General features: G+C 26.1%; 17 protein-coding genes. 10 read left to right on the top strand and 7 right to left on the bottom strand.

The genetic code is table 11. The features are described from left to right. Nucleotides 1–3 precede the first annotated feature (3 nt). Genes lgt through Bmayo_RS07490 form a run of 3 tightly spaced genes read right to left on the bottom strand, consistent with a single transcriptional unit; the run spans nucleotide 4 to nucleotide 2,561 of the window. Nucleotides 4–990 (bottom strand): prolipoprotein diacylglyceryl transferase, encoded by a 987-nt coding sequence (lgt, locus tag Bmayo_RS01790; RefSeq protein WP_075552056.1) that lies wholly within the window; start codon nucleotides 988–990, stop codon nucleotides 4–6. After that, a complete protein-coding gene (locus Bmayo_RS01785) occupies nucleotides 990–2,132 on the bottom strand; it encodes a MinD/ParA family protein (RefSeq protein WP_075552055.1) in 1,143 nt (380 codons plus the stop codon). The genes lgt and Bmayo_RS01785 overlap by 1 nt, the downstream gene beginning before the upstream one ends. Before the next feature lie 3 nt (nucleotides 2,133–2,135). After that, nucleotides 2,136–2,561 (bottom strand): hypothetical protein, encoded by a 426-nt coding sequence (locus Bmayo_RS07490; RefSeq protein ID WP_075552054.1) that lies wholly within the window; start codon nucleotides 2,559–2,561, stop codon nucleotides 2,136–2,138. 64 nt (nucleotides 2,562–2,625) lie between these two features. Between Bmayo_RS07490 and Bmayo_RS01775 the strand changes: the two genes are divergently transcribed. The 6 genes from Bmayo_RS01775 to Bmayo_RS01750 are packed head-to-tail and all read left to right on the top strand — an operon-like array spanning nucleotide 2,626 to nucleotide 8,700. Next, nucleotides 2,626–4,053 (top strand): S41 family peptidase, encoded by a 1,428-nt coding sequence (locus Bmayo_RS01775; protein WP_075552053.1) that lies wholly within the window; start codon nucleotides 2,626–2,628, stop codon nucleotides 4,051–4,053. A gap of 3 nt (nucleotides 4,054–4,056) precedes the next feature. Next, a complete protein-coding gene (locus Bmayo_RS01770; RefSeq protein ID WP_075552052.1) occupies nucleotides 4,057–4,788 on the top strand; it encodes a 16S rRNA (uracil(1498)-N(3))-methyltransferase in 732 nt (243 codons plus the stop codon). Further along, entirely contained in the window at nucleotides 4,781–5,374 is a 594-nt protein-coding gene (locus Bmayo_RS01765; protein ID WP_075552051.1) for a hypothetical protein, read from the top strand. The genes Bmayo_RS01770 and Bmayo_RS01765 overlap by 8 nt, the downstream gene beginning before the upstream one ends. 39 nt (nucleotides 5,375–5,413) lie before the next feature. Continuing rightward, nucleotides 5,414–5,902, top strand: coding sequence for a CarD family transcriptional regulator (locus Bmayo_RS01760; protein WP_075552050.1), 489 nt, complete (start codon nucleotides 5,414–5,416; stop codon nucleotides 5,900–5,902). Nucleotides 5,903–5,937: 35 nt separating this feature from the next. Then, complete coding sequence (locus tag Bmayo_RS01755; protein ID WP_075552049.1) at nucleotides 5,938–6,888, top strand: hypothetical protein; 951 nt, start codon at nucleotides 5,938–5,940, stop codon at nucleotides 6,886–6,888. A gap of 12 nt (nucleotides 6,889–6,900) precedes the next feature. Then, entirely contained in the window at nucleotides 6,901–8,700 is a 1,800-nt protein-coding gene (locus Bmayo_RS01750) for a hypothetical protein (protein ID WP_075552048.1), read from the top strand. Here Bmayo_RS01750 and Bmayo_RS01745 read toward each other — a convergent pair. Continuing rightward, nucleotides 8,697–9,830, bottom strand: coding sequence for a hypothetical protein (locus Bmayo_RS01745; RefSeq protein WP_075552047.1), 1,134 nt, complete (start codon nucleotides 9,828–9,830; stop codon nucleotides 8,697–8,699). The genes Bmayo_RS01750 and Bmayo_RS01745 overlap by 4 nt on opposite strands. Before the next feature lie 108 nt (nucleotides 9,831–9,938). Between Bmayo_RS01745 and Bmayo_RS01740 the strand changes: the two genes are divergently transcribed. Together Bmayo_RS01740 and rpmB are read left to right on the top strand one after the other, a co-directional pair. Then, a complete protein-coding gene (locus Bmayo_RS01740) occupies nucleotides 9,939–11,504 on the top strand; it encodes a DUF5312 family protein (RefSeq protein WP_075552046.1) in 1,566 nt (521 codons plus the stop codon). A 19-nt stretch (nucleotides 11,505–11,523) separates the two neighbouring features. Continuing rightward, nucleotides 11,524–11,802: a 50S ribosomal protein L28 gene (gene rpmB / locus Bmayo_RS01735; protein WP_075552045.1), complete on the top strand. Its 279-nt coding sequence runs from the start codon at nucleotides 11,524–11,526 to the stop codon at nucleotides 11,800–11,802. A gap of 18 nt (nucleotides 11,803–11,820) precedes the next feature. Here rpmB and amrB read toward each other — a convergent pair whose 3' ends face one another. The 3 genes from amrB to Bmayo_RS01720 all read right to left on the bottom strand — a co-directional run bounded on the left by amrB (nucleotide 11,821) and on the right by Bmayo_RS01720 (nucleotide 15,528). After that, complete coding sequence (amrB, locus tag Bmayo_RS01730; RefSeq protein ID WP_075552044.1) at nucleotides 11,821–12,561, bottom strand: AmmeMemoRadiSam system protein B; 741 nt, start codon at nucleotides 12,559–12,561, stop codon at nucleotides 11,821–11,823. A 17-nt stretch (nucleotides 12,562–12,578) separates the two neighbouring features. Next, the gene (gene pyk, locus Bmayo_RS01725) at nucleotides 12,579–14,012 is read right to left on the bottom strand and encodes a pyruvate kinase (protein ID WP_075552043.1); all 1,434 of its coding nucleotides are present in this window, start codon (nucleotides 14,010–14,012) and stop codon (nucleotides 12,579–12,581) included. A gap of 97 nt (nucleotides 14,013–14,109) precedes the next feature. After that, nucleotides 14,110–15,528, bottom strand: coding sequence for an NFACT RNA binding domain-containing protein (locus Bmayo_RS01720; RefSeq protein ID WP_075552042.1), 1,419 nt, complete (start codon nucleotides 15,526–15,528; stop codon nucleotides 14,110–14,112). A gap of 194 nt (nucleotides 15,529–15,722) precedes the next feature. Here Bmayo_RS01720 and Bmayo_RS01715 point away from each other — a divergent pair, with 194 nt between their 5' ends. Together Bmayo_RS01715 and Bmayo_RS01710 are read left to right on the top strand one after the other, a co-directional pair. Further along, nucleotides 15,723–16,373: a LolA family protein gene (locus Bmayo_RS01715; RefSeq protein ID WP_075552041.1), complete on the top strand. Its 651-nt coding sequence runs from the start codon at nucleotides 15,723–15,725 to the stop codon at nucleotides 16,371–16,373. An 11-nt stretch (nucleotides 16,374–16,384) separates the two neighbouring features. Then, a complete protein-coding gene (locus Bmayo_RS01710; protein WP_075552040.1) occupies nucleotides 16,385–17,581 on the top strand; it encodes a BB_0345 family helix-turn-helix protein in 1,197 nt (398 codons plus the stop codon). Nucleotides 17,582–17,583 lie beyond the last annotated feature (2 nt).

Genomic DNA, 17,583 nt, shown 5'->3' with positions numbered 1-17,583 from the left:
ATTTTAATTTTTGTATGCCAAGTTGGTATTATTTTTTATTTTGTTATCTTCAATTTTTTTAGTGGCTATTATCCAGATTAAACCTGAGAGCATTAGTGTTAGTGAGAGAATTTGTCCCATTGATATGTTTAAAAAAGAAAATTCAGACAGGCTTTTAATTGGTCTGTAGTTTATTATAAATCCAAGCTCTTTATCCGGTTCTCTTAAATATTCAATAAAAAATCTGAAAAAAGCATAAAGCATTACATATACACCAAAAATAAATCCGTCATATTTTTTGATTTTTCTAAATAAAAACCATAGCAACAGAAAAGTTACAGGTCCTTCGAAAAATCCTTCAATAAGTTGAGAAGGTATTCTTGGGAGGTTGATTAGCAAGTCATGAGGCGAAATTTCAAGTCCTACCGATGATGCAAATTCTTTTACACCTGGTATATTTGTATCAAATGGTTCTGCATTGGGAAATATTATTCCCCCTTTCATTACTCTTCCATAAAGTTCTGCATTTGCGAAATTAGCAAGTCTTCCAAGTATGTAGCCAGAAGAAAAAGCTATTGATCCATAGTCTGTTAGTTTTAGAAAATATTTTTGAACATTTGTATTTTTAAGCTTTGTATTTATTATGATTAGAGGAGCGATTATTGCTCCTAAAAAACCACCATGGATGGCCATGCCTCTAAAACCTGTAAAATTCCAATGTTGGTCGAATGGTAAAAGGATTAACCAGGGATGAGAATAATAAATTCCCGATTTATCGTAAACCAAGGTAGATGCCAATCTGCCTCCTAAAATTGCTCCAAGTACAAGTGAGAACATAAATGTTTCATAGTCTTCTTTTTTGATATCAATGTTGTCTGATTGTATTTGATACCAAATAAACTTATAAGAGATTAATATGATTAAAATATAAGATAGGCTATACCATGTAATTGGTATACCTTGAATCACTTCAGGATGTAACCAACTTGGGTAATTTATATAATTTGGCATTAGACCTCCTTAGCCTTTTCAAGCTTTTCAAAAAGCTTTTTTTTAAATAACATATTTTGCTTTCTTAAGGTTTCGATTTCTCTTTTCTGAGATTTTATTATATCAATAATTTCGCTACTTTCTATTGTTTTATTTTTTATCAACGATTCAAGGTATTCAATTTTTTCAATATATTCTTCTTGAGCTTCTCTTAGTATAAAATCATAACTTTCATTTAAATCTTCTTCGTTTAAAAGCTCGGCGTCATTTGTTAAATCTTCAATTTCGATCAATTTTTTTGCAATTTTTTTTATACTTTTAGAGGTTGAGCTTGTAGGTTTGTATATAGTTATGGGGATTTTACTGTTTAAAGCTTGATCAACTATTTCATCTTTATAGATTGCTCCAATACTTTGTAAATTTATGCTTAAATAGTTTTTTGCTGATTTTATTATTTTTTCGGTTTTTTCAATGTCTTTAGGAGTTTTTAGCATATTAAATATCATAAAAGGACTAATTGTTTTAAACAATTTGTTAAATTTAAAATAATTTTCAGGATCTTCGCTTTCAAGTTTTAACAGTAAATTAGGTATATATACCCTTTGAAGATCGATTGAATTTTGTTTTATTGTTCTGAGAATTTCATTTCCTTTTGTACCTCTTTTAAACACGCTTGATAACAGTCTAAATATTATATTTTTAAGAAATAAATATGCATTCATTGTTGCTGTTACTGTTGGTGTTGTTATTATTACTCCTCTTTTTGACATTAAAAAAAAGTCTATGATATTAAAAGCCGTTCCTGCTCCAAGATCAATCACTAAGTAATCATATTTTAAGGATTTTAAATTTTTTATTATAGTTTTTTTTTGAGAGGCAGCTATATTAGCAAGTTCTGGAATGTCAGAATCTCCTGCAATGAAGTTTAGATTTTTAATTCCAGATTGAATAATAATGTCTGAGAAATTAATCTTTGTTTTTAAAAATGTTCCTATACTTTTTTTGGGGATAATGTTTAGCATTGAATGCAAATTAGATGCTCCAAGGTCAAGATCAACAAGTAATACGCTTTTTCCTTCGTTTGCCAGGCAAATTGCTATGTTTGTCGAGAAAAGGGATTTGCCAACTCCTCCCTTACCACTGGCTACAGGAATAGTAATCAAGCTTTACTCCAGATTTTTTATTTTTGCTTTAATTAGCGCTAATATTGTTACATTAAATACTAAGTAAACTACTGTAATTCCTAAAATTATCGCTAGAGAGGATTGATAGACGTATATTTTAAAAGTAAATCCTAAGATAAATAATAACAATGTTAATATTATTTGGAATAGTTTAGTTATTATTATAATGCTGTGAAGAATTTTAAATTTTTCGTAGATAAAGTAATAGATTGTTAAATTGGCCATGAAAAATTCAGGTGAGTATAAGATAAATGTTAACATAAACTTTATGGAGTAATTATTAATGAAAATTAATTTATTAATGGCTTGGTATAATAAAGCCAAAATTAAAAGGCTTTCGAGTATTTGTAAAACAATAAGTCCTGCTCTATAAAGGCTTTCTTTTTTTTTAGGATGTGAGTTTAACATAGTTTTAAAATATTATATTATGGAAATAAAATCAAGTTTTAATTTTTGCATTAGGAATAAATAAATGAAGAATAAATTTTTAATATGTGTGTATTTTTTATTGACTTTAGGTATAAGCTCTTTAGTAATTGTTGAATCTATTTTTGCTTTTGATGAATCTAATAATAAGCTATCAAGATCAAATTATGAACAGATGATGATTCAAGCTTTTGAATTTGTAAAAGAAAATTATGTTGATCCTGTAAGCGATGAAGTAATTTTTGAAGGCGCTTTAAAAGGAATATTTCAGGCCTTAGGTGATCCTTATTCTCAATATTTGACAAAAAAGGATTTAGAAGAAATTTCAAAAACAACAGTAGGAGATTATGTTGGCATTGGAATTTCTATAATAAAAAAAATGCATTCTCAAGATAAGCAAGACAAGTTAAAAGATCTTGATCCTAATACTGCTTGTGTTTCTATTGTCACGCCTTTTGAAGGAGGTCCAGCTTATAAAGCTGGAATTAAATCTGGAGATTGTATTACCGCTGTTGATGGCAAGAGTGTTTATTCTATGGAAGTAGATCAAGTTGTTGATCTTTTAAAAGGTAAAGAAGGTACAAAGGTTAAAGTATCTATTCTTAGGGGAAAAAATTTAACATTGGATTTTGAACTTACAAGAGAAAAGATAGAAATACAAACAATCAAGTATGATGTTATTAATTCAGATATTGGCTATATAAGAATAGTGAGCTTCAATCCACACACCTCTGTAGATTTTAAAAAAGCTTTAGACAATCTTAAGGATAAAAATATTAAATCTTTAATTTTAGATTTAAGACTTAATACTGGGGGATATTTTCAGGCAGCTATAAAAATGGCGGATGATATTTTATCTAAAGGAACTATTGTTTCTACAAAATCAAGAAATTCTAGCAAGCCTGTTGATTATAAGGCAAGCTCAAAACAAGTTTTGCCTTCAGATATAAAAATTGTTGCTTTAATAGACAGATCATCAGCCTCAGCATCAGAGGTTTTTGTAGGGGCCTTAAAAGACAATAAAAGAGCTTATATTATAGGGGAAAAGTCTTATGGCAAGGGGCTTATTCAGCATGTAGTTCCTTTTTACACTGGTGGATTTAAAATTACAAGCTCAAAGTATTATACTCCGTCTGGAAAGAGTATTCATAAGGTTGGGATTGAGCCTGATTTGGAAATAAAATCTCCAGATTTTTCTGAGGAGGAAGCATTAATATATAAAGAAATTTTTGACAAAAAGCTGATAGAAGGCTTTTTGAAGGGTAAAAAATCCATTACCGAACAAGAGATTGATTTTTTTGTTGAGAATCTTATTAAAGAAAATCCAAAATATAAAATTGATAAAGAATTTTTAGGCAAGTATGTGTTTTTTAATTACTATCAAGATAATAATAAAGAATTACCAATTTATAATCTACATTATGATAAGGCTTTAAAAGCAGCTTGTGAGTATTTGTCTAAATTAGGTGATTAAATCGTGAAGCAAATTGTTTTGGATGCGAATTGCTTAATGGGCGATTTTATTATTGTTGAAGATATGAGAACATATCATCATCTTGTCAATGTAAGACGACTTAAAAAGGGCGATAAGCTAAATATTCTTTTAAAAGATAAAGAATTAAGGGCTTCAGAAATATTGGAGATTGGTAGTAACTTTATTAAGTTTACTACCAATAAAATAGATAAAATTGAAAAAAATAATTTTGAGATAAGCATTTTTATTTCTAGTTTAAAGGGTAAAAAAATAGACTTGGTGTTAAGACAGGTTGTTGAGATTGGAGTTTCAGAAATTAATATTATTAATGCGGATCGTTCTGTGTCAAAAATAGATATAAGCAGCGCCTCTGCCAAAATTTTAAGATTTTCAAAAATAATAGATGAGGCAATAAAGCAAAGTGGTAATAAAATTGTTCCTAAAATTAATTTTTATAATAATTTTTTTTATTTACCTTATTCTTTTTGCACTACTAGATATTATGTTGCTCATCCAAGCGGAATGATTTTAAGCAAGAATGAGAATTTTGACAATTTTAGCAAAATTGGAATTATAATAGGTCCTGAAGGTTGCTTTTCGGAGTCAGAAATTGTCTTTTTCAAGGATAAAGACTTTAATTTTGTAAGGTTTAATACTCCAATTTTACGAGCAGATACGGCTATTGTTTATTCGCTTGCTTATTTTAAGGCATTATTAGAGGATTATAATGGCTAATTTAAAAGACATATATTCAAAACCAGACAGATTTTATTTTTTAGGTGTGCCCATAGATGTTTTTGATAGTCGCAGCAAGCTTATAAGCAGATTTGCCTATCTTTCAGGATATCCTTATCATTCAATAGTAATTTTTATTGGGCTTAAAGCTTTTTTAAAGGTTTTGATTTTTAAAAAGTTTAGAAATCACATTAGAAATTCTTCTCTTGTTTTTTTAAATTCTAAGATTGTAAGATTTTTTTGTAAGATTTTTAAAAGAGTTAACATTGACTGTTATGATTCAAATATAGTTCTTCTTATTTTAATGGAAATACTAGAAAATGCCCATAAAACATGCTATATTATTGATAGGGATAAAGTGATTTCAAAGAAAAAGTTTTTAAGGTTAAAAGAATCTCATAAAGAAATTAATTTTATTGGGTATTATGATTTAAAAGCTGTAAAGAGAAATAAAGAAATGTTTTTTGCAAATATTAATAAACTTACTCCTAGTGTGATAATAAGCTTTTGTAATGATAGATATCTTGAAAATTTATTTTATGAAAATAAATTTAATATTAGAACCAATTTAAGCGTTTTTTTATGAGCTTTTAAATTTTAACTATCTATATTTTATGAGGTAAGTATGGCATTTTTGCTAAATCAATCAGTAGTTTATCCAATGCATGGAGTAGGCACGATTAAGGATATTAGGACTCAAGAATTTAATGGTGAGATTATTGATTATTATGAAATACATTTTCCATTTAATGATATGATTTTTATGGTTCCTGTTGCTAAAGTTGACGATTTTGGAATTAGAGCTTTGGTTAGCAGGGAAAAAGTAGAAGAAGTTTTTGATGTTATTAAAGAGTTTGAAGGTCAAATAGATTCAAAAAAAATAAAAGATGGTGGTCATGAATTTTATAAAAAAAGCGATATTTTGGATACAGCAAAGTTATATAAATTTTTATATAAAAAATCTACTCAAAAAGAACTTCCTTTTTACGAAAAAAGGATTTTGAATGATTTTGAGTTAATATTGGAGCACGAGATTAGCTTAGCTTTGCAAATTAGCTTTGAAGAGGCTAAGAAGAAAATTAAAAATATTTTGGTCGATAATAAAAAGGCTTAAGGTTTTTCAATTTTCGAGGGGGGGGAGGATTTGCTGTGTTTAATTCTTTAAGATTTATCTTTTTAATAATTTATAGGTTTATCTTAATATTTTGCCTTTTTTCCTTAATGCTTATCTGTACATTTTATTTAAAATATAAGTTTTTGTATTTTAATTTTTCTATTTTTAGCTATAGTCTTTATTACAATGCTTATATTTATGCTTTCCCTTTATCTCTTGTTGTTACTTTTATGAGAATGTCTTGTCCTTTTTATGGGGTGGTTTTAAAATCATCTAGAGAGACTTCCTATTTTTATTGTATTATCTTTACCCTTATTTTATTGTTTTCTTATTTAGGATTTTTAGCTAGCCATAGTTTTCATTCTTACTATATTCATGGTAATAGAAATTATAATTTTATACTTAAAGATGAGGTTGTGCATTTTTTAAATGATAAAATAATATTTTCTAGTAATAGACCTAGGTTTTATGGTTTTAATGGAGTTTTAATCGTTTCAGAGAATGACAAAGGGGATAAAGGCTTTTCTTATCAAGCAAATCTTTCTGATTCTAGTAAGATTGATTTTATTGAAAATAATTTTTTAGAACAAAAGATTTATAATAATTTTGTTGATTTTCTTTTCAGGGATTTAAAAATTTTGAATAATTTTCTACTCTCACTTAATTATTTAAATTTAATTTTTAATATATTGGGAATTTCTTTATTGTTATTTGGGTTTTCTTATGTTTTTAATCTTATTTTTTCAAATAGTTTTGCAATATTTCTTTATCCTATTTTTATTATACTTTTTTTAAAAATTTATAATGTCTATTCGATTGAGTTTCCTAAGATTTACAATGTAATAATAGGAAAGAGTATAGTCTCTGATTTTATTCCTTTTATTTTTTGTGTTTTAACTTTTTTTTCTACCTATTTATTTGGCTTTGTTTCAGAATATATTAAAATTAGCAAAGATTTAGATAATGATTTATATAAGGATAGTTAATTCTTAAAGCTTATGAAAAGAGAAATATATTCATTTTTGAGCAATTTTATTATTTTTCTTTGTTTTTTCCTAGGTCTGCTCTTTAGTTACTCATATTTTTTTGGAGAAAATTTTTTAGAAAAGCATAGATTAATAGCAACTTTTTTTGATTCTATTTTGCTTTTTTATAAGTATTTTTATGGATTTTTTATTTTCATTGTTTGCATTTACTTTGCCTTTTTTGTTCAGCAAGAAGTAAAGATTTATTTAAAATCGTATAATGGATATTTATTTTCCAGGCTTTATGCATTTTTACTATTATTTTTTATTATAGGGCTCTTTTTTACTTTTATATTTAATTTAATTTTGCCTTATATAATTTCTCAGAGAAATGAGTATAAGTTTAGTTACGACAGATATAATCTTCTTGAAAATGAGGCAAATGAAATATCTCTTAAAATTAAAAATATAGATATAAGTTTGTCTGCAAATAGATTTTTTTTATCTTCTGATTTGATAGATTCAATGAAGCAAAAGAGGAAACATCTTGAAAATTTGATTAGAATATATGATAAAATGCGAATTATTTATTTAAATAATGAAGAGCTTTTAACAAATTATTATTTAGTGAAATCTGAATATAGTAAAATTCCAAGTTATGACGTTGATTTGGAAAAGGTTAAAAAAACCTTTTCACAATATCCTTTGCAAAGTCTTAAAAAGCAAGATTTTTTTAATATTGTCAATGAATTTATTTCTCAAAATGATTATTATACGGCCAATTACTTTGCTTATATTGCTTATGTTGCAACAAAAGACGATAATTTTGTTGCGCTTTTAAATTTGACTTTAAAGTTTATTAATGAAAACAGGAATTTTGAAAAAGAAAAAATGCAACTGATTTCTGAAGAAAAACAAAAAAATTTTTTATATCTTAATACTGAAAAATTTAAATTAGCCTATTACGGGTTTTTGAATCTTCATAAACTATTGCCCAGTGATAATGAAATCTTGAATTATAAAAATAAATCTCTTGAAAAGCTTAGGAAAAGATATCTTTTTTTTGATGAGATTGAAAAATATTTTGAATATTACGGAATAAATGATGTATTTTTATTGCAGCCAGATTCTAAGGGAGGTTTTTATGATTATATTTATATGCAAAAAGTTGTTTCCTTTAACAATTATTCTAAAATAATAAAAAATTTTGAACTTATTCGATTTAATAAGACAGGAAATGTTATATTGCATATTAAAATTCCATTTGCTACTTTGAAGGGTAATTTTGTGTATCAAAATGTTTTAGATAAAGACAATGAGCAGAGCGAAATTACTCTTACCAAAATCTTTGTGTCTATTGATAGTTTTGATACAAATGTTTTAGAGGTTGTCAAAATTAATGAAAATGTAGAAAATTTAGCTTTATTTTCAAATTTTACTGAGTTTGGCTTTTTTTTAAAAATTCAGAATTTGTCAAGCGCTTTTCATAAGGTTGCTATATTAAATTTGAAATTAATTAATGTTTTTTCCTTAAGTTTGATTTTACTGATTTCTCCTATTTTGCTAGTTTTAATGGGAGCGTTTTTTATCTCTGTATTTTCTAAAATAGAATTTAATTTCAATTCTAAAGTTATGATTTTTCTAGTTTCATTAATGATAGCTATTTTCTCAGGGATTACTTGTCTTTTTGTAAATTATTTTCTAATTATTTTTGCCTCTCTTCTTATATATGTTTTTAATAGTGTTTACATATCTTTAGCTATTCTTTCTGCGCTATTGTTTTTTCTTATTTTTAAAATAATTATTTTAAATTACAGGGAAAGACATATTTAATTTTTATTTTTTTTTAGATTCTTAACTTTAGAGAAAAACCATTCATTTATTAGTAAGTTTTCTTTTTCAATTGCTTTTTTGCTTAATACATAAGAATGGCTATTGATTTGAGTTTCGTCAATAATAAAAGGAGATATTCCATCAATAGAATGTTTTATTTTTAAATTTAATTCTTTATAAGGAGTAAAGCCATTGGCAAATCCAAAACATATATTTGATTGGGATTGATTATTAAATCCTATTAGGTTTTTTTGGTTTTTTTTATCTAAAATCCAGCTGATAAATTTTTTAGTTAAAACAGATGTTTCTAAAATGCCAATAAAATTTGGGTTTGAGATAATAATTTCATTGTTATTGCTGATTAAGTATGAAAATTTTATTTGTGCTTTCTCTTGTTCGCTTAGGCTATTATAGAAGGTTAGATCACTCAATCCTGCTATTAAAAGAGATTTTTTATTAAGCAATATTTTGTTTAGCTTTAGGTAGCCGTATTTATTAAAGAAATCTTTTTGCAAATCCATTTGTTTTGTATTTAAAAATGATGAGAAATATTCTAGCATTTTTAAAATTTGATTTTCATTATAATTTAATTTATTCTTTTCAAAAGAAAATCTTACATTATTTATTTGAGAAATCACATAAAATAAATTTTCAGAAACATAGGGGGATATAAAAAATTTCCCGTCTTTAATGAAATTTTCGTATTCTTCTTTTAAATATTTATTGTTTATGTATTTTTTAATGTTGTATGTATTTTTATAGATTAAAATGGGAATGTCAAAGCTTAATGGGATAATTTTATAGTTAAATTGTTTGGAAATGTGTTTTAAGATGGGATAATCTGGATTATAATTGATTTTTATAGATTTAAAATGGTTGGTGATATTTGTGTTACCAATGTTTTTAGAAATAATTATTTGTGCATTTTCTTTTTCTATTGTTTGCAAATCAATGTTATTTCTAAACTTAATTATAAAATTTAATTTATTTTCGATATTAAATTGATTTATATAAAATGGTATTGTTTTATTGTCAGTTAGTACAACTATATTCTTATTTGTTGAACAGCTAGGGCTAATCGACAAAATTGCCGTTAATATTAAATTTTTTATTCTCATAAAATTATTCAAGTTTTTTCTTTTATTTTACAATAAATTATGTATAATTTTTATAGTTATATTAATTTCCATGTTTAATTGGAAAATAGAGCAAGGGAACTGAAGATTTTTAGGGGGATGATGAATTTGGGTTTATTTGATTTTATACTTTCTATGTTTAGTATTAATAAAGAACTTACTTCTGAACAAATAAAGCAAAAAAGGTTAAAAGAAGTTAAAGTTAGTTTGAGCAGGGTAAGTAATTTTTTTAATGCTTCAAAAATTCAGGCTTTACCTCAATTTTCTAGATTTCTTTATAATTTTTATAAAATTTTTTCTCCCTTAAGGCCATTTGCTCAAAGATATAAAAATTCTAATAAAATTGTTCATTTTGTTGTTGAAAAATATTTAAATGAAAGTCAGAAGAAGTCTTTAGATTATATTTATTCTTTTTCTGCAAGTGATAATATGAATTTTGCTTCAGATCTTCCTAAAAATTTGCATAATAATTTATCTTATTTGTTTAAAAACATAACTCAAGAACAAATTAAATTGATAGATGAAACTTATGAAGCTTTGCATATTTTTTTTGATTTAGTCTTATATCAATATCATTTGGTTCTTAAAAATTTTGACAACTTGCTTCCAGAAGATGATTTTGTCTATAGACCTAGATTCAGCTCTATAGGTTGCGGAGTTATTATAGATGATCTTAAAGATTTGTTAGAATGTATTTCTTGTATTAAGAATATTTCTATTTGGAAAAATCTTTATGATATTATTTTAGAAATTTATGGGAATAAAGAAGATTTTCCTATTAAATCGAATGCCTGGATTAAGATTATTTCTTCTATTTTGGATATAAATAAGAGTAAAGAAATTTTATATCTAATAAGATATGTTAGTGGGGATCCAGATTATTTTCCTATTGCTATTGGGCAAAAACCTAATCCAATAGCAAGAATATTTTTTAATGATCTTACTAAGCATGTTGCAACTGAAATTGAAAAGATTAAAGTTTTGCAAAAAAATAGCAAATCTAAAATATTAGCTGAACAGCTTTTTCCAGGAATATCTCTTTTAAATTTAGATAATTATAATGAAAAAATGAATGAAAAGATCGTATCTAAAATTATGAGTACCACAGGCTATATTTATTGTGAGCTTTTAGTTTATTTGAGAACATATACTATTTATTTTGTTAAAAAAGATCTTAATGATATTATTAATTTGCTTATTATCAAAGGACAATGGAAGCTTATAGAGCTTTCAAGGGAAATGTCTAATGACATGCATGCTTTGATTAATATTTATGCAAGTCTTATTGATTTTGATTCTAATTTGGGAGAGCAAGGTGGTTATGGCAATAGAATAAATGCATTATTGCATAGAGCTTCTTTGGGAGATAAATCTTCGGAAAAATTATTGTTAAATATAATAGCAGATATTAATAAAAAGGCGTTTACTATATCAAGCGAATATTATTCCAAAATTTATTCTATTGAGCAGCGTTTGCAAGATTGTCTTTCAGATTATTCAAAGGTATCTTTGGAAAGAGAGTTGATTTATAATTGGAAAGAGCTTGATATGGATCTTGCTAAAAGCTATGGAAACAATTTAAGCTTTGGAGGTATAATGAAAAATATTTTAGGCAGTTTGGCTTTATTTTTAAAGTTAATGGATTTATATTTGGAGAAAAAATCATAAATTTGAAGGAGTGTTAAATATGGCTAGGAAGTGCGAGATAACAGGGAAAAAAACTATGTTTGGAAACAATGTTCCAAGGAAGGGGCTTGCCAAGAAAAAAGGAGGAGCTGGACAACATATTGGAGTAAAAACCAAAAGAACCTTTAAGGTCAATTTAATAAATAAAAAATTTTTTATTCCAAATCTTGGAAGAAGTGTTAAAGTCAAGGTTTCTGCTAATGCATTAAGAAGTATTTCAAAGATAGGACTTGATGCTTTTTTAAAGAAAAACTGCAAAAGAATAGAAAACTTTTTATAAATTTTAATTTTGACAATTTTATTTTATTAGAATGCTGGTTGATATTAAGTATTCTGGGGAGTTAAATGTTATTTTTGAATCTGTAAATTCAAAATTTTTAAAAAGGCTTGAAATAGTCATGATTGCATTTATGTTTTCCGGAAATATTTTTTTTGATTTATAGTTTTCTAGTATTAGATTAAAAGTTGGTGTTTCTCCCTCAAGTAAGATATTTTTTAAATTTTCTTCAAGCTTTAAGGCTTTTTTTATGTTTGTGGATTTTGAAATAAAGTAAGATAGCAAAATAAATGAATTTTCTTTTTTGCTTATAAAAGGTTTTAAAAACTCGCAAAATTTTAGTAAATGCTTATTGCAAGTTTTCCCAAAAATTATTGGAATTATTTTTATATTTTCCTTCATGTTGCTAATGAAATTTAATGTAAGTTCAATTTTATGATCATTTTCGATTAATTTATCGTCTATATTAATAAAATTTAAATTTTTTAATGATTTTAATATCTTTAAGTTTACTTCAATATTTTTATTAAAAATTCTCCACACATGATGATTGGATATATTAATTAAAAAATTGCTTTTTGCTTCAGAAATTATAAATACATTATTGGTTTGATTTGATATTATTTTTTTAAATAGACATTCATTTTTTAAAAAAAACTCATAGCTTCCATAACTTGTTAGGATGGCTTTGTGAGTTTTTTTTTCTTTTAGCTTAAATGATAAGCTGTTTGTATTATTTGAATAAAATATGTTTTCAACCAAGGAATTTCTAACTTGTTTTATATATTTCGTCCTTTGATTGCATCTTCTACTGTGTTTATTTCCATAAATTCTGTTCCTTTTTCAATATTTCTATTTGGGTTGCCAGAAATAATTATTACAGTGTCTTTATCATTAACAATACCTTGTTCTTTTAACATTTCAAGAGAAGTTACTACAAATTCGGTAGTTCTTTTAAAATTATTGTCTACAAGATTAGAATAAACCCCATAAGATAATGCTAATTCTCTTGCCAGTCTCTCGCTATTTGTTGTAATGAATAATGGAACACTTGCTCTGTAAGTTGCCATTATTCTTGCTGTTTTGCCTTTCAGAGAATCCACAATAATTGCTTTTACGTCCATAAATTTTGTGGCATCGATTGCACATTTGATAATATAGTTTCTTGTAATGCTTTTATCGCAAAAAAGTTCATCTTTATATAGAGTCCTTTTTCTGTGTTTTTCAACTTTTTTAGCAATGCTTGTCATCATTTTTACAGCTTCAATTGGATATTTCCCGTATGCGGTTTCTCCGGATAACATAATTGCATCTGTGCCGTTTAAAATAGCGTTAGCTATGTCAGATACTTCTGCTCTAGTAGGTCTTGGGTTTTCAATCATTGTATGAAGCATTTGAGTTGCTGTAATCACGGGTATTCCATATTGTATGCAGGTTTGTGTTATTTTAAGTTGAGCAATGGGTACATCTTCTGCAGGAATTTCAACTCCCATATCTCCTCTTGCAACCATTATTCCGTAAGAGGCTTTTGCAATTTCTTCAATATTGTCAATTCCTTCTTGATTTTCTATTTTGGATATAATTTTTACATCAGGATTTCCAGCAGCATTTAAAATTTTTTGAACATCTTGAACGTCTTTGGAATGTCTTACAAACGAATGGGCAATAAAATCAATATTATATTTTGCTGCAAGCTCAATAAAACCTTTGTCTTTTTCGGTTACTGATTGTAGTTTAAGAGAAATTCCTGGAGTGTTGATTGATTTTTTATTTTTAATTTGACCATCGTTTTTAATTTCACAAATTAATCGGTCAGGCAGTTTGTTAACAACGGTCATTTCAAGCTCGCCGTCATCAATTAACACTTTAGATCCTTCGGGCACTTCTTTAACAAATCCATCATAATTGGTTTGAAAGTTGTTAGGCTCATTAATAGGCGAAGTTGAGATAATTACTTTGTCTCCAGTTTTTACAATAATAGGATTTTCAATATTTGCTGTTCTAACTTCTGGCCCTTTTGTATCAATCATTAGGGCTATTTTATTTGAAATTTTTCTAACATTCTCTATTACTTTTATTGTATCTTCGTGTGATTGATGAGCAGTATTTAGCCTTATAACATTTACTCCTGCATCGTATAAATCTTTTATATGTTCTGGTTCGCATCTAAGATCAGATATTGTTGCCACAATTTTTGTTAACTTTGAAATCATAAAGTTCTTCCTCCACTTTTATAAAGTTTATGCTTTTTGTCTTTGAATAACAATATTTTGTAAAAAAATCAAAACTTTACTTTTTTATAATTAGTTCTTAGACTTGATTTTTTAATTTTTTTATTAGATTTTCATCTAGCTTAATATGTAAATTCTTTTCTGCTTTTGGAATTACAAGGCCTAGCTTTTTGTTTTTAACTTTTCTTAAATTTTTAACTTGAGTGTAGTAAAGATCTGCTTTTCCCGATTTTTTTGCTAATTTTGTGTAAAATACGCATAAATTGCCAGCAGCCAAAAGGACATCAAGGCAGGGAGTTTTATTTTTTTGACTTTTAATAAAAACATAAGCTCCCGGATAATCTCTTGTATGAAGCCAATAGTCATTTCCTTTAACGCAATGTCTTAAAAGTTCATCGTTTTCTTTTGCGTTTCTTCCAACAATGATTTCAAATCCACAAGAGGCAAAATGTAAGCCTATTTTTGGCGTTTTTTCTTTTTCTTTAATAGCAGTTTCTTCTTGATTATATTCTTCTTCTGGAATGAAATTTTCGACTTTTAACATGTTTATTTTTGATTGGATTAAATTAAATTTATCTAGATTGTCTTTTAATTGATTTTGTATAGTTTTAAAAGAATTTTTACCCTTTTTATATGCTTTAAAATATTGCAAGGCATTTTCTTTTGGTGATAATGATTGGTTTAAGGATATTTTTATTTTTTCCTCTTTGTAATTTAAGAGGTTTATTTCTTTGATCCCTTTTTGTATTTTATTAATATTTAATAAAATCAACTCGCCTTTTTCCTTTTCGTTTTCGATATTTTCAATCAGTTTAATTTGTTGTTTTAAAGAGTCTATTCTTTTTTCTAAAACAATTAACTCTTTTTTATATTTTTCAATAAGCAATTCTTTTATATTAGTTTTTTTAATTTGATTACTAAGCGATTCGTAGTAATTTTCAAGAAATTCAGAATAAGATGTATAGCTGGTATTATTATATTCTTCTTTTAGATACATGATTTTTTTATCAGACATTTTATTGTTTTCATGTATTTCTTTGGCTTTAAAAAAGATTTCACCTGTTATTTCTTTTATTTTTGGCCTTCTGTAATATGCATCTAGTATTTTCAAGTTTGAGTTTGTAGCTATTATATTTGGAGAAGATGGCCACAATTTGATAAATAAGATAATTATTTCCTTTTTTAAAATCTCAATAGAAATGATTCTTTCATTTTTCATTTGGAAAGCTTTTATAATTTTACCATTTTGAATTTTTGATTTTAAGAAGTCAGAAAATCTTAATTTTAAAGTATTCTTTTTTAATTTTTTTTTTGTTACATGGAATCTGGTAGTGTTTGGATTTAAAGAGATTAGTATTTTAAATTTTTTATTGTCAATTTTATTGTAAATCTCTAAAATCAAACTTTTGTAATCCGGTTGTATTATTTTTTTTATTAAAGAGTTTGCGAGAGGAATTTCTTTAATCAAAGTATTTATTTCAACGTAATTCAAAGACATTGTTATCAAATCCTAATTCTTTAAAGGTGTTTATACCCAAACTTTAAATTTTTATTTTATGTATTAAACTATTACTATTAATAATAGTTTATTTCCAGGATATGTAGTATTATGGAAATAAAGTTTATTGACAATAAATAGTTAGATGTAGTTTTGTTAATAACTTAAGCTTAATAATAATAAGAGTTCATAGAATGATAAAAATAATGCTTTTATTAGTTTTGTATCCTGTTGCTGCGTTTACTCAAATATCTGCAAATCAATATTTTGAAGGAATTTATGCTAAATATCAAAATATAGAGGATATGCAAGCAACAATTAATTTCACTTTAAAGGGATTAAAGCAAACAGGTGTTTTGCTTTATAAGTTTCCAGACAAGTTTATTATTAATCTAGATTCAAATAATCAAGTTTTTGTAAGCGATGGTGAATTTTTGACAGTTTATGTTCCGTCTCTTGGGACCTCTTTTAATCAGCAATTAGTAAAAGGTAGTAGCGGGGGGGGGCTTATGAGAGTTTTAAATAGTGAGTACAGTGTGTCTTATACGAATTCTCCAAATCTAGAAGATTTAGATTCATCTGAGCCTGGAAAATATATTAAATTAACCTTTTCTAGAAAGCTTTACAAGGGGGCTGCTACTATTAATTCTTTTATTATTGCTTTTGCTCCGGATGGAATAATTAGAAGAATTACTGCTTTTCCTACTAGTGGTGGGCGCGAAATAGTTATTGATTTAACCGCCGTGAAGTTTAATGTTGGAATTCTTGATAGCAAATTTAAATATGATCCCCCAAAGTCTTCAAATAAAGTAGATAATTTTTTATATGATATTAAAAAAAATTAAGGTTTAAATCTATGGAAGAAAATGATTTTATTAAATTTGGGAGTTATTTGAGAAAAGTTAGAAATGGTAAAAATTTGACTCTTGAAATGGTAGCTGATGATATTAAAATTTCTGTTAAGTATCTTAAAGCTCTTGAGGATTCTAATATTGAAATTTTCCCAAACGAAGTTTTGGCTGTTGGATTTTTAAGAACTTATAGCGAATATTTAGATATTGATTCTAGATTGATATCAACACTTTTTAAGGATTATAAAAACAGACTTAACAATAGTTATATTGGGATTAGATCTGAAGATAAAATTTCAAATTTAGGATTTTTAGTTGACAATAAAGTCCCAGACAAAAAATTGTTTTTTTTTAGCTTAGAATCTTTAAGCACGTTAAAAATCCTGTTAGGAATTGTTGGCGTTATTTTATTATTTGTGTTTTTTTATTTTAGAGAAGTGGAAGTTTATTTTAAAAAATTTTTCAAGCTTAGTCAGGATGAAAAGATAATTTCAAATGTTCATGAAGTTTCTTTTGATAAAAAGAATTTTTGGAATGTTTCTCTTAAAGAGGGAGATTTTTTATCTTTAGCATATGGCGATGATATTGTAAAATATAGGGCATCGTTTATTAGCGACGATTTAGTTATTGTTGATGAGTATAAAAAAAGTAAAAATATTTTAAATTTAGGAGAGTTCAAAGAGATAAACCTTGATGATAATATTAGAGTCAAAATTATTTATGAGAATTATTATTATGATAAGTTGAAAATAGCTCATATAAGTTTAGAGTCTTTTGCTTTAAATGTTAAATATGTATCTGAAACTAATATCGATAATAGATTTAATATTTTAAATTGGCAGTTTGATGTTAAGGGAACTGAAAAATTACCAAGTAGCGATTATCTTACCTTATATTCTTCTCAAAAACTTTCAAATGTTGATTTAAAAATAGATTTTTTAAATGATACGTTTTTTAGATATGCTGATGAAAATAATCTTCATGGCAAGTCTTTTTTTGCATCCAAGGGCGTTCCTATTAATTTAGCTTTTGAAAAATCTTTGATACTATTTTTTTCAAGACTTTCTGATGTTAATATTATTCTTAATGACAGAGACATTACTCCTTTTTTAAAAGAGCAGGGAAAAGAAATTTTTGCTGTTCAATTCTTTTGGGTGAAGACACCTTCAGGGTTTGATCTTAAGGTTTCTGAAGTTTATTAGTA

The organism is Borreliella mayonii (assembly GCF_001945665.1).
Lineage (GTDB): Bacteria > Spirochaetota > Spirochaetia > Borreliales > Borreliaceae > Borreliella > Borreliella mayonii.
The sequence above is the reverse complement of the archived record's forward strand: the minus strand, read 5'-3'. Positions and strand labels throughout refer to the sequence as shown.

Excerpts from the sequence above, each read along its gene's own strand:
- lgt (WP_075552056.1), bottom strand. The coding sequence starts at position 990 with ATGCCAAATTATATAAATTACCCAAGTTGGTTACATCCTGAAGTGATT.
- Bmayo_RS07490 (WP_075552054.1), bottom strand. The coding sequence starts at position 2,561 with ATGTTAAACTCACATCCTAAAAAAAAAGAAAGCCTTTATAGAGCAGGA.
- Bmayo_RS01775 (WP_075552053.1), top strand. The coding sequence starts at position 2,626 with ATGAAGAATAAATTTTTAATATGTGTGTATTTTTTATTGACTTTAGGT.
- Bmayo_RS01765 (WP_075552051.1), top strand. The coding sequence starts at position 4,781 with ATGGCTAATTTAAAAGACATATATTCAAAACCAGACAGATTTTATTTT.
- Bmayo_RS01760 (WP_075552050.1), top strand. The coding sequence starts at position 5,414 with ATGGCATTTTTGCTAAATCAATCAGTAGTTTATCCAATGCATGGAGTA.
- Bmayo_RS01750 (WP_075552048.1), top strand. The coding sequence starts at position 6,901 with ATGAAAAGAGAAATATATTCATTTTTGAGCAATTTTATTATTTTTCTT.
- Bmayo_RS01740 (WP_075552046.1), top strand. The coding sequence starts at position 9,939 with ATGAATTTGGGTTTATTTGATTTTATACTTTCTATGTTTAGTATTAAT.
- rpmB (WP_075552045.1), top strand. The coding sequence starts at position 11,524 with ATGGCTAGGAAGTGCGAGATAACAGGGAAAAAAACTATGTTTGGAAAC.
- pyk (WP_075552043.1), bottom strand. The coding sequence starts at position 14,012 with ATGATTTCAAAGTTAACAAAAATTGTGGCAACAATATCTGATCTTAGA.
- Bmayo_RS01720 (WP_075552042.1), bottom strand. The coding sequence starts at position 15,528 with ATGTCTTTGAATTACGTTGAAATAAATACTTTGATTAAAGAAATTCCT.
- Bmayo_RS01715 (WP_075552041.1), top strand. The coding sequence starts at position 15,723 with ATGATAAAAATAATGCTTTTATTAGTTTTGTATCCTGTTGCTGCGTTT.
- Bmayo_RS01710 (WP_075552040.1), top strand. The coding sequence starts at position 16,385 with ATGGAAGAAAATGATTTTATTAAATTTGGGAGTTATTTGAGAAAAGTT.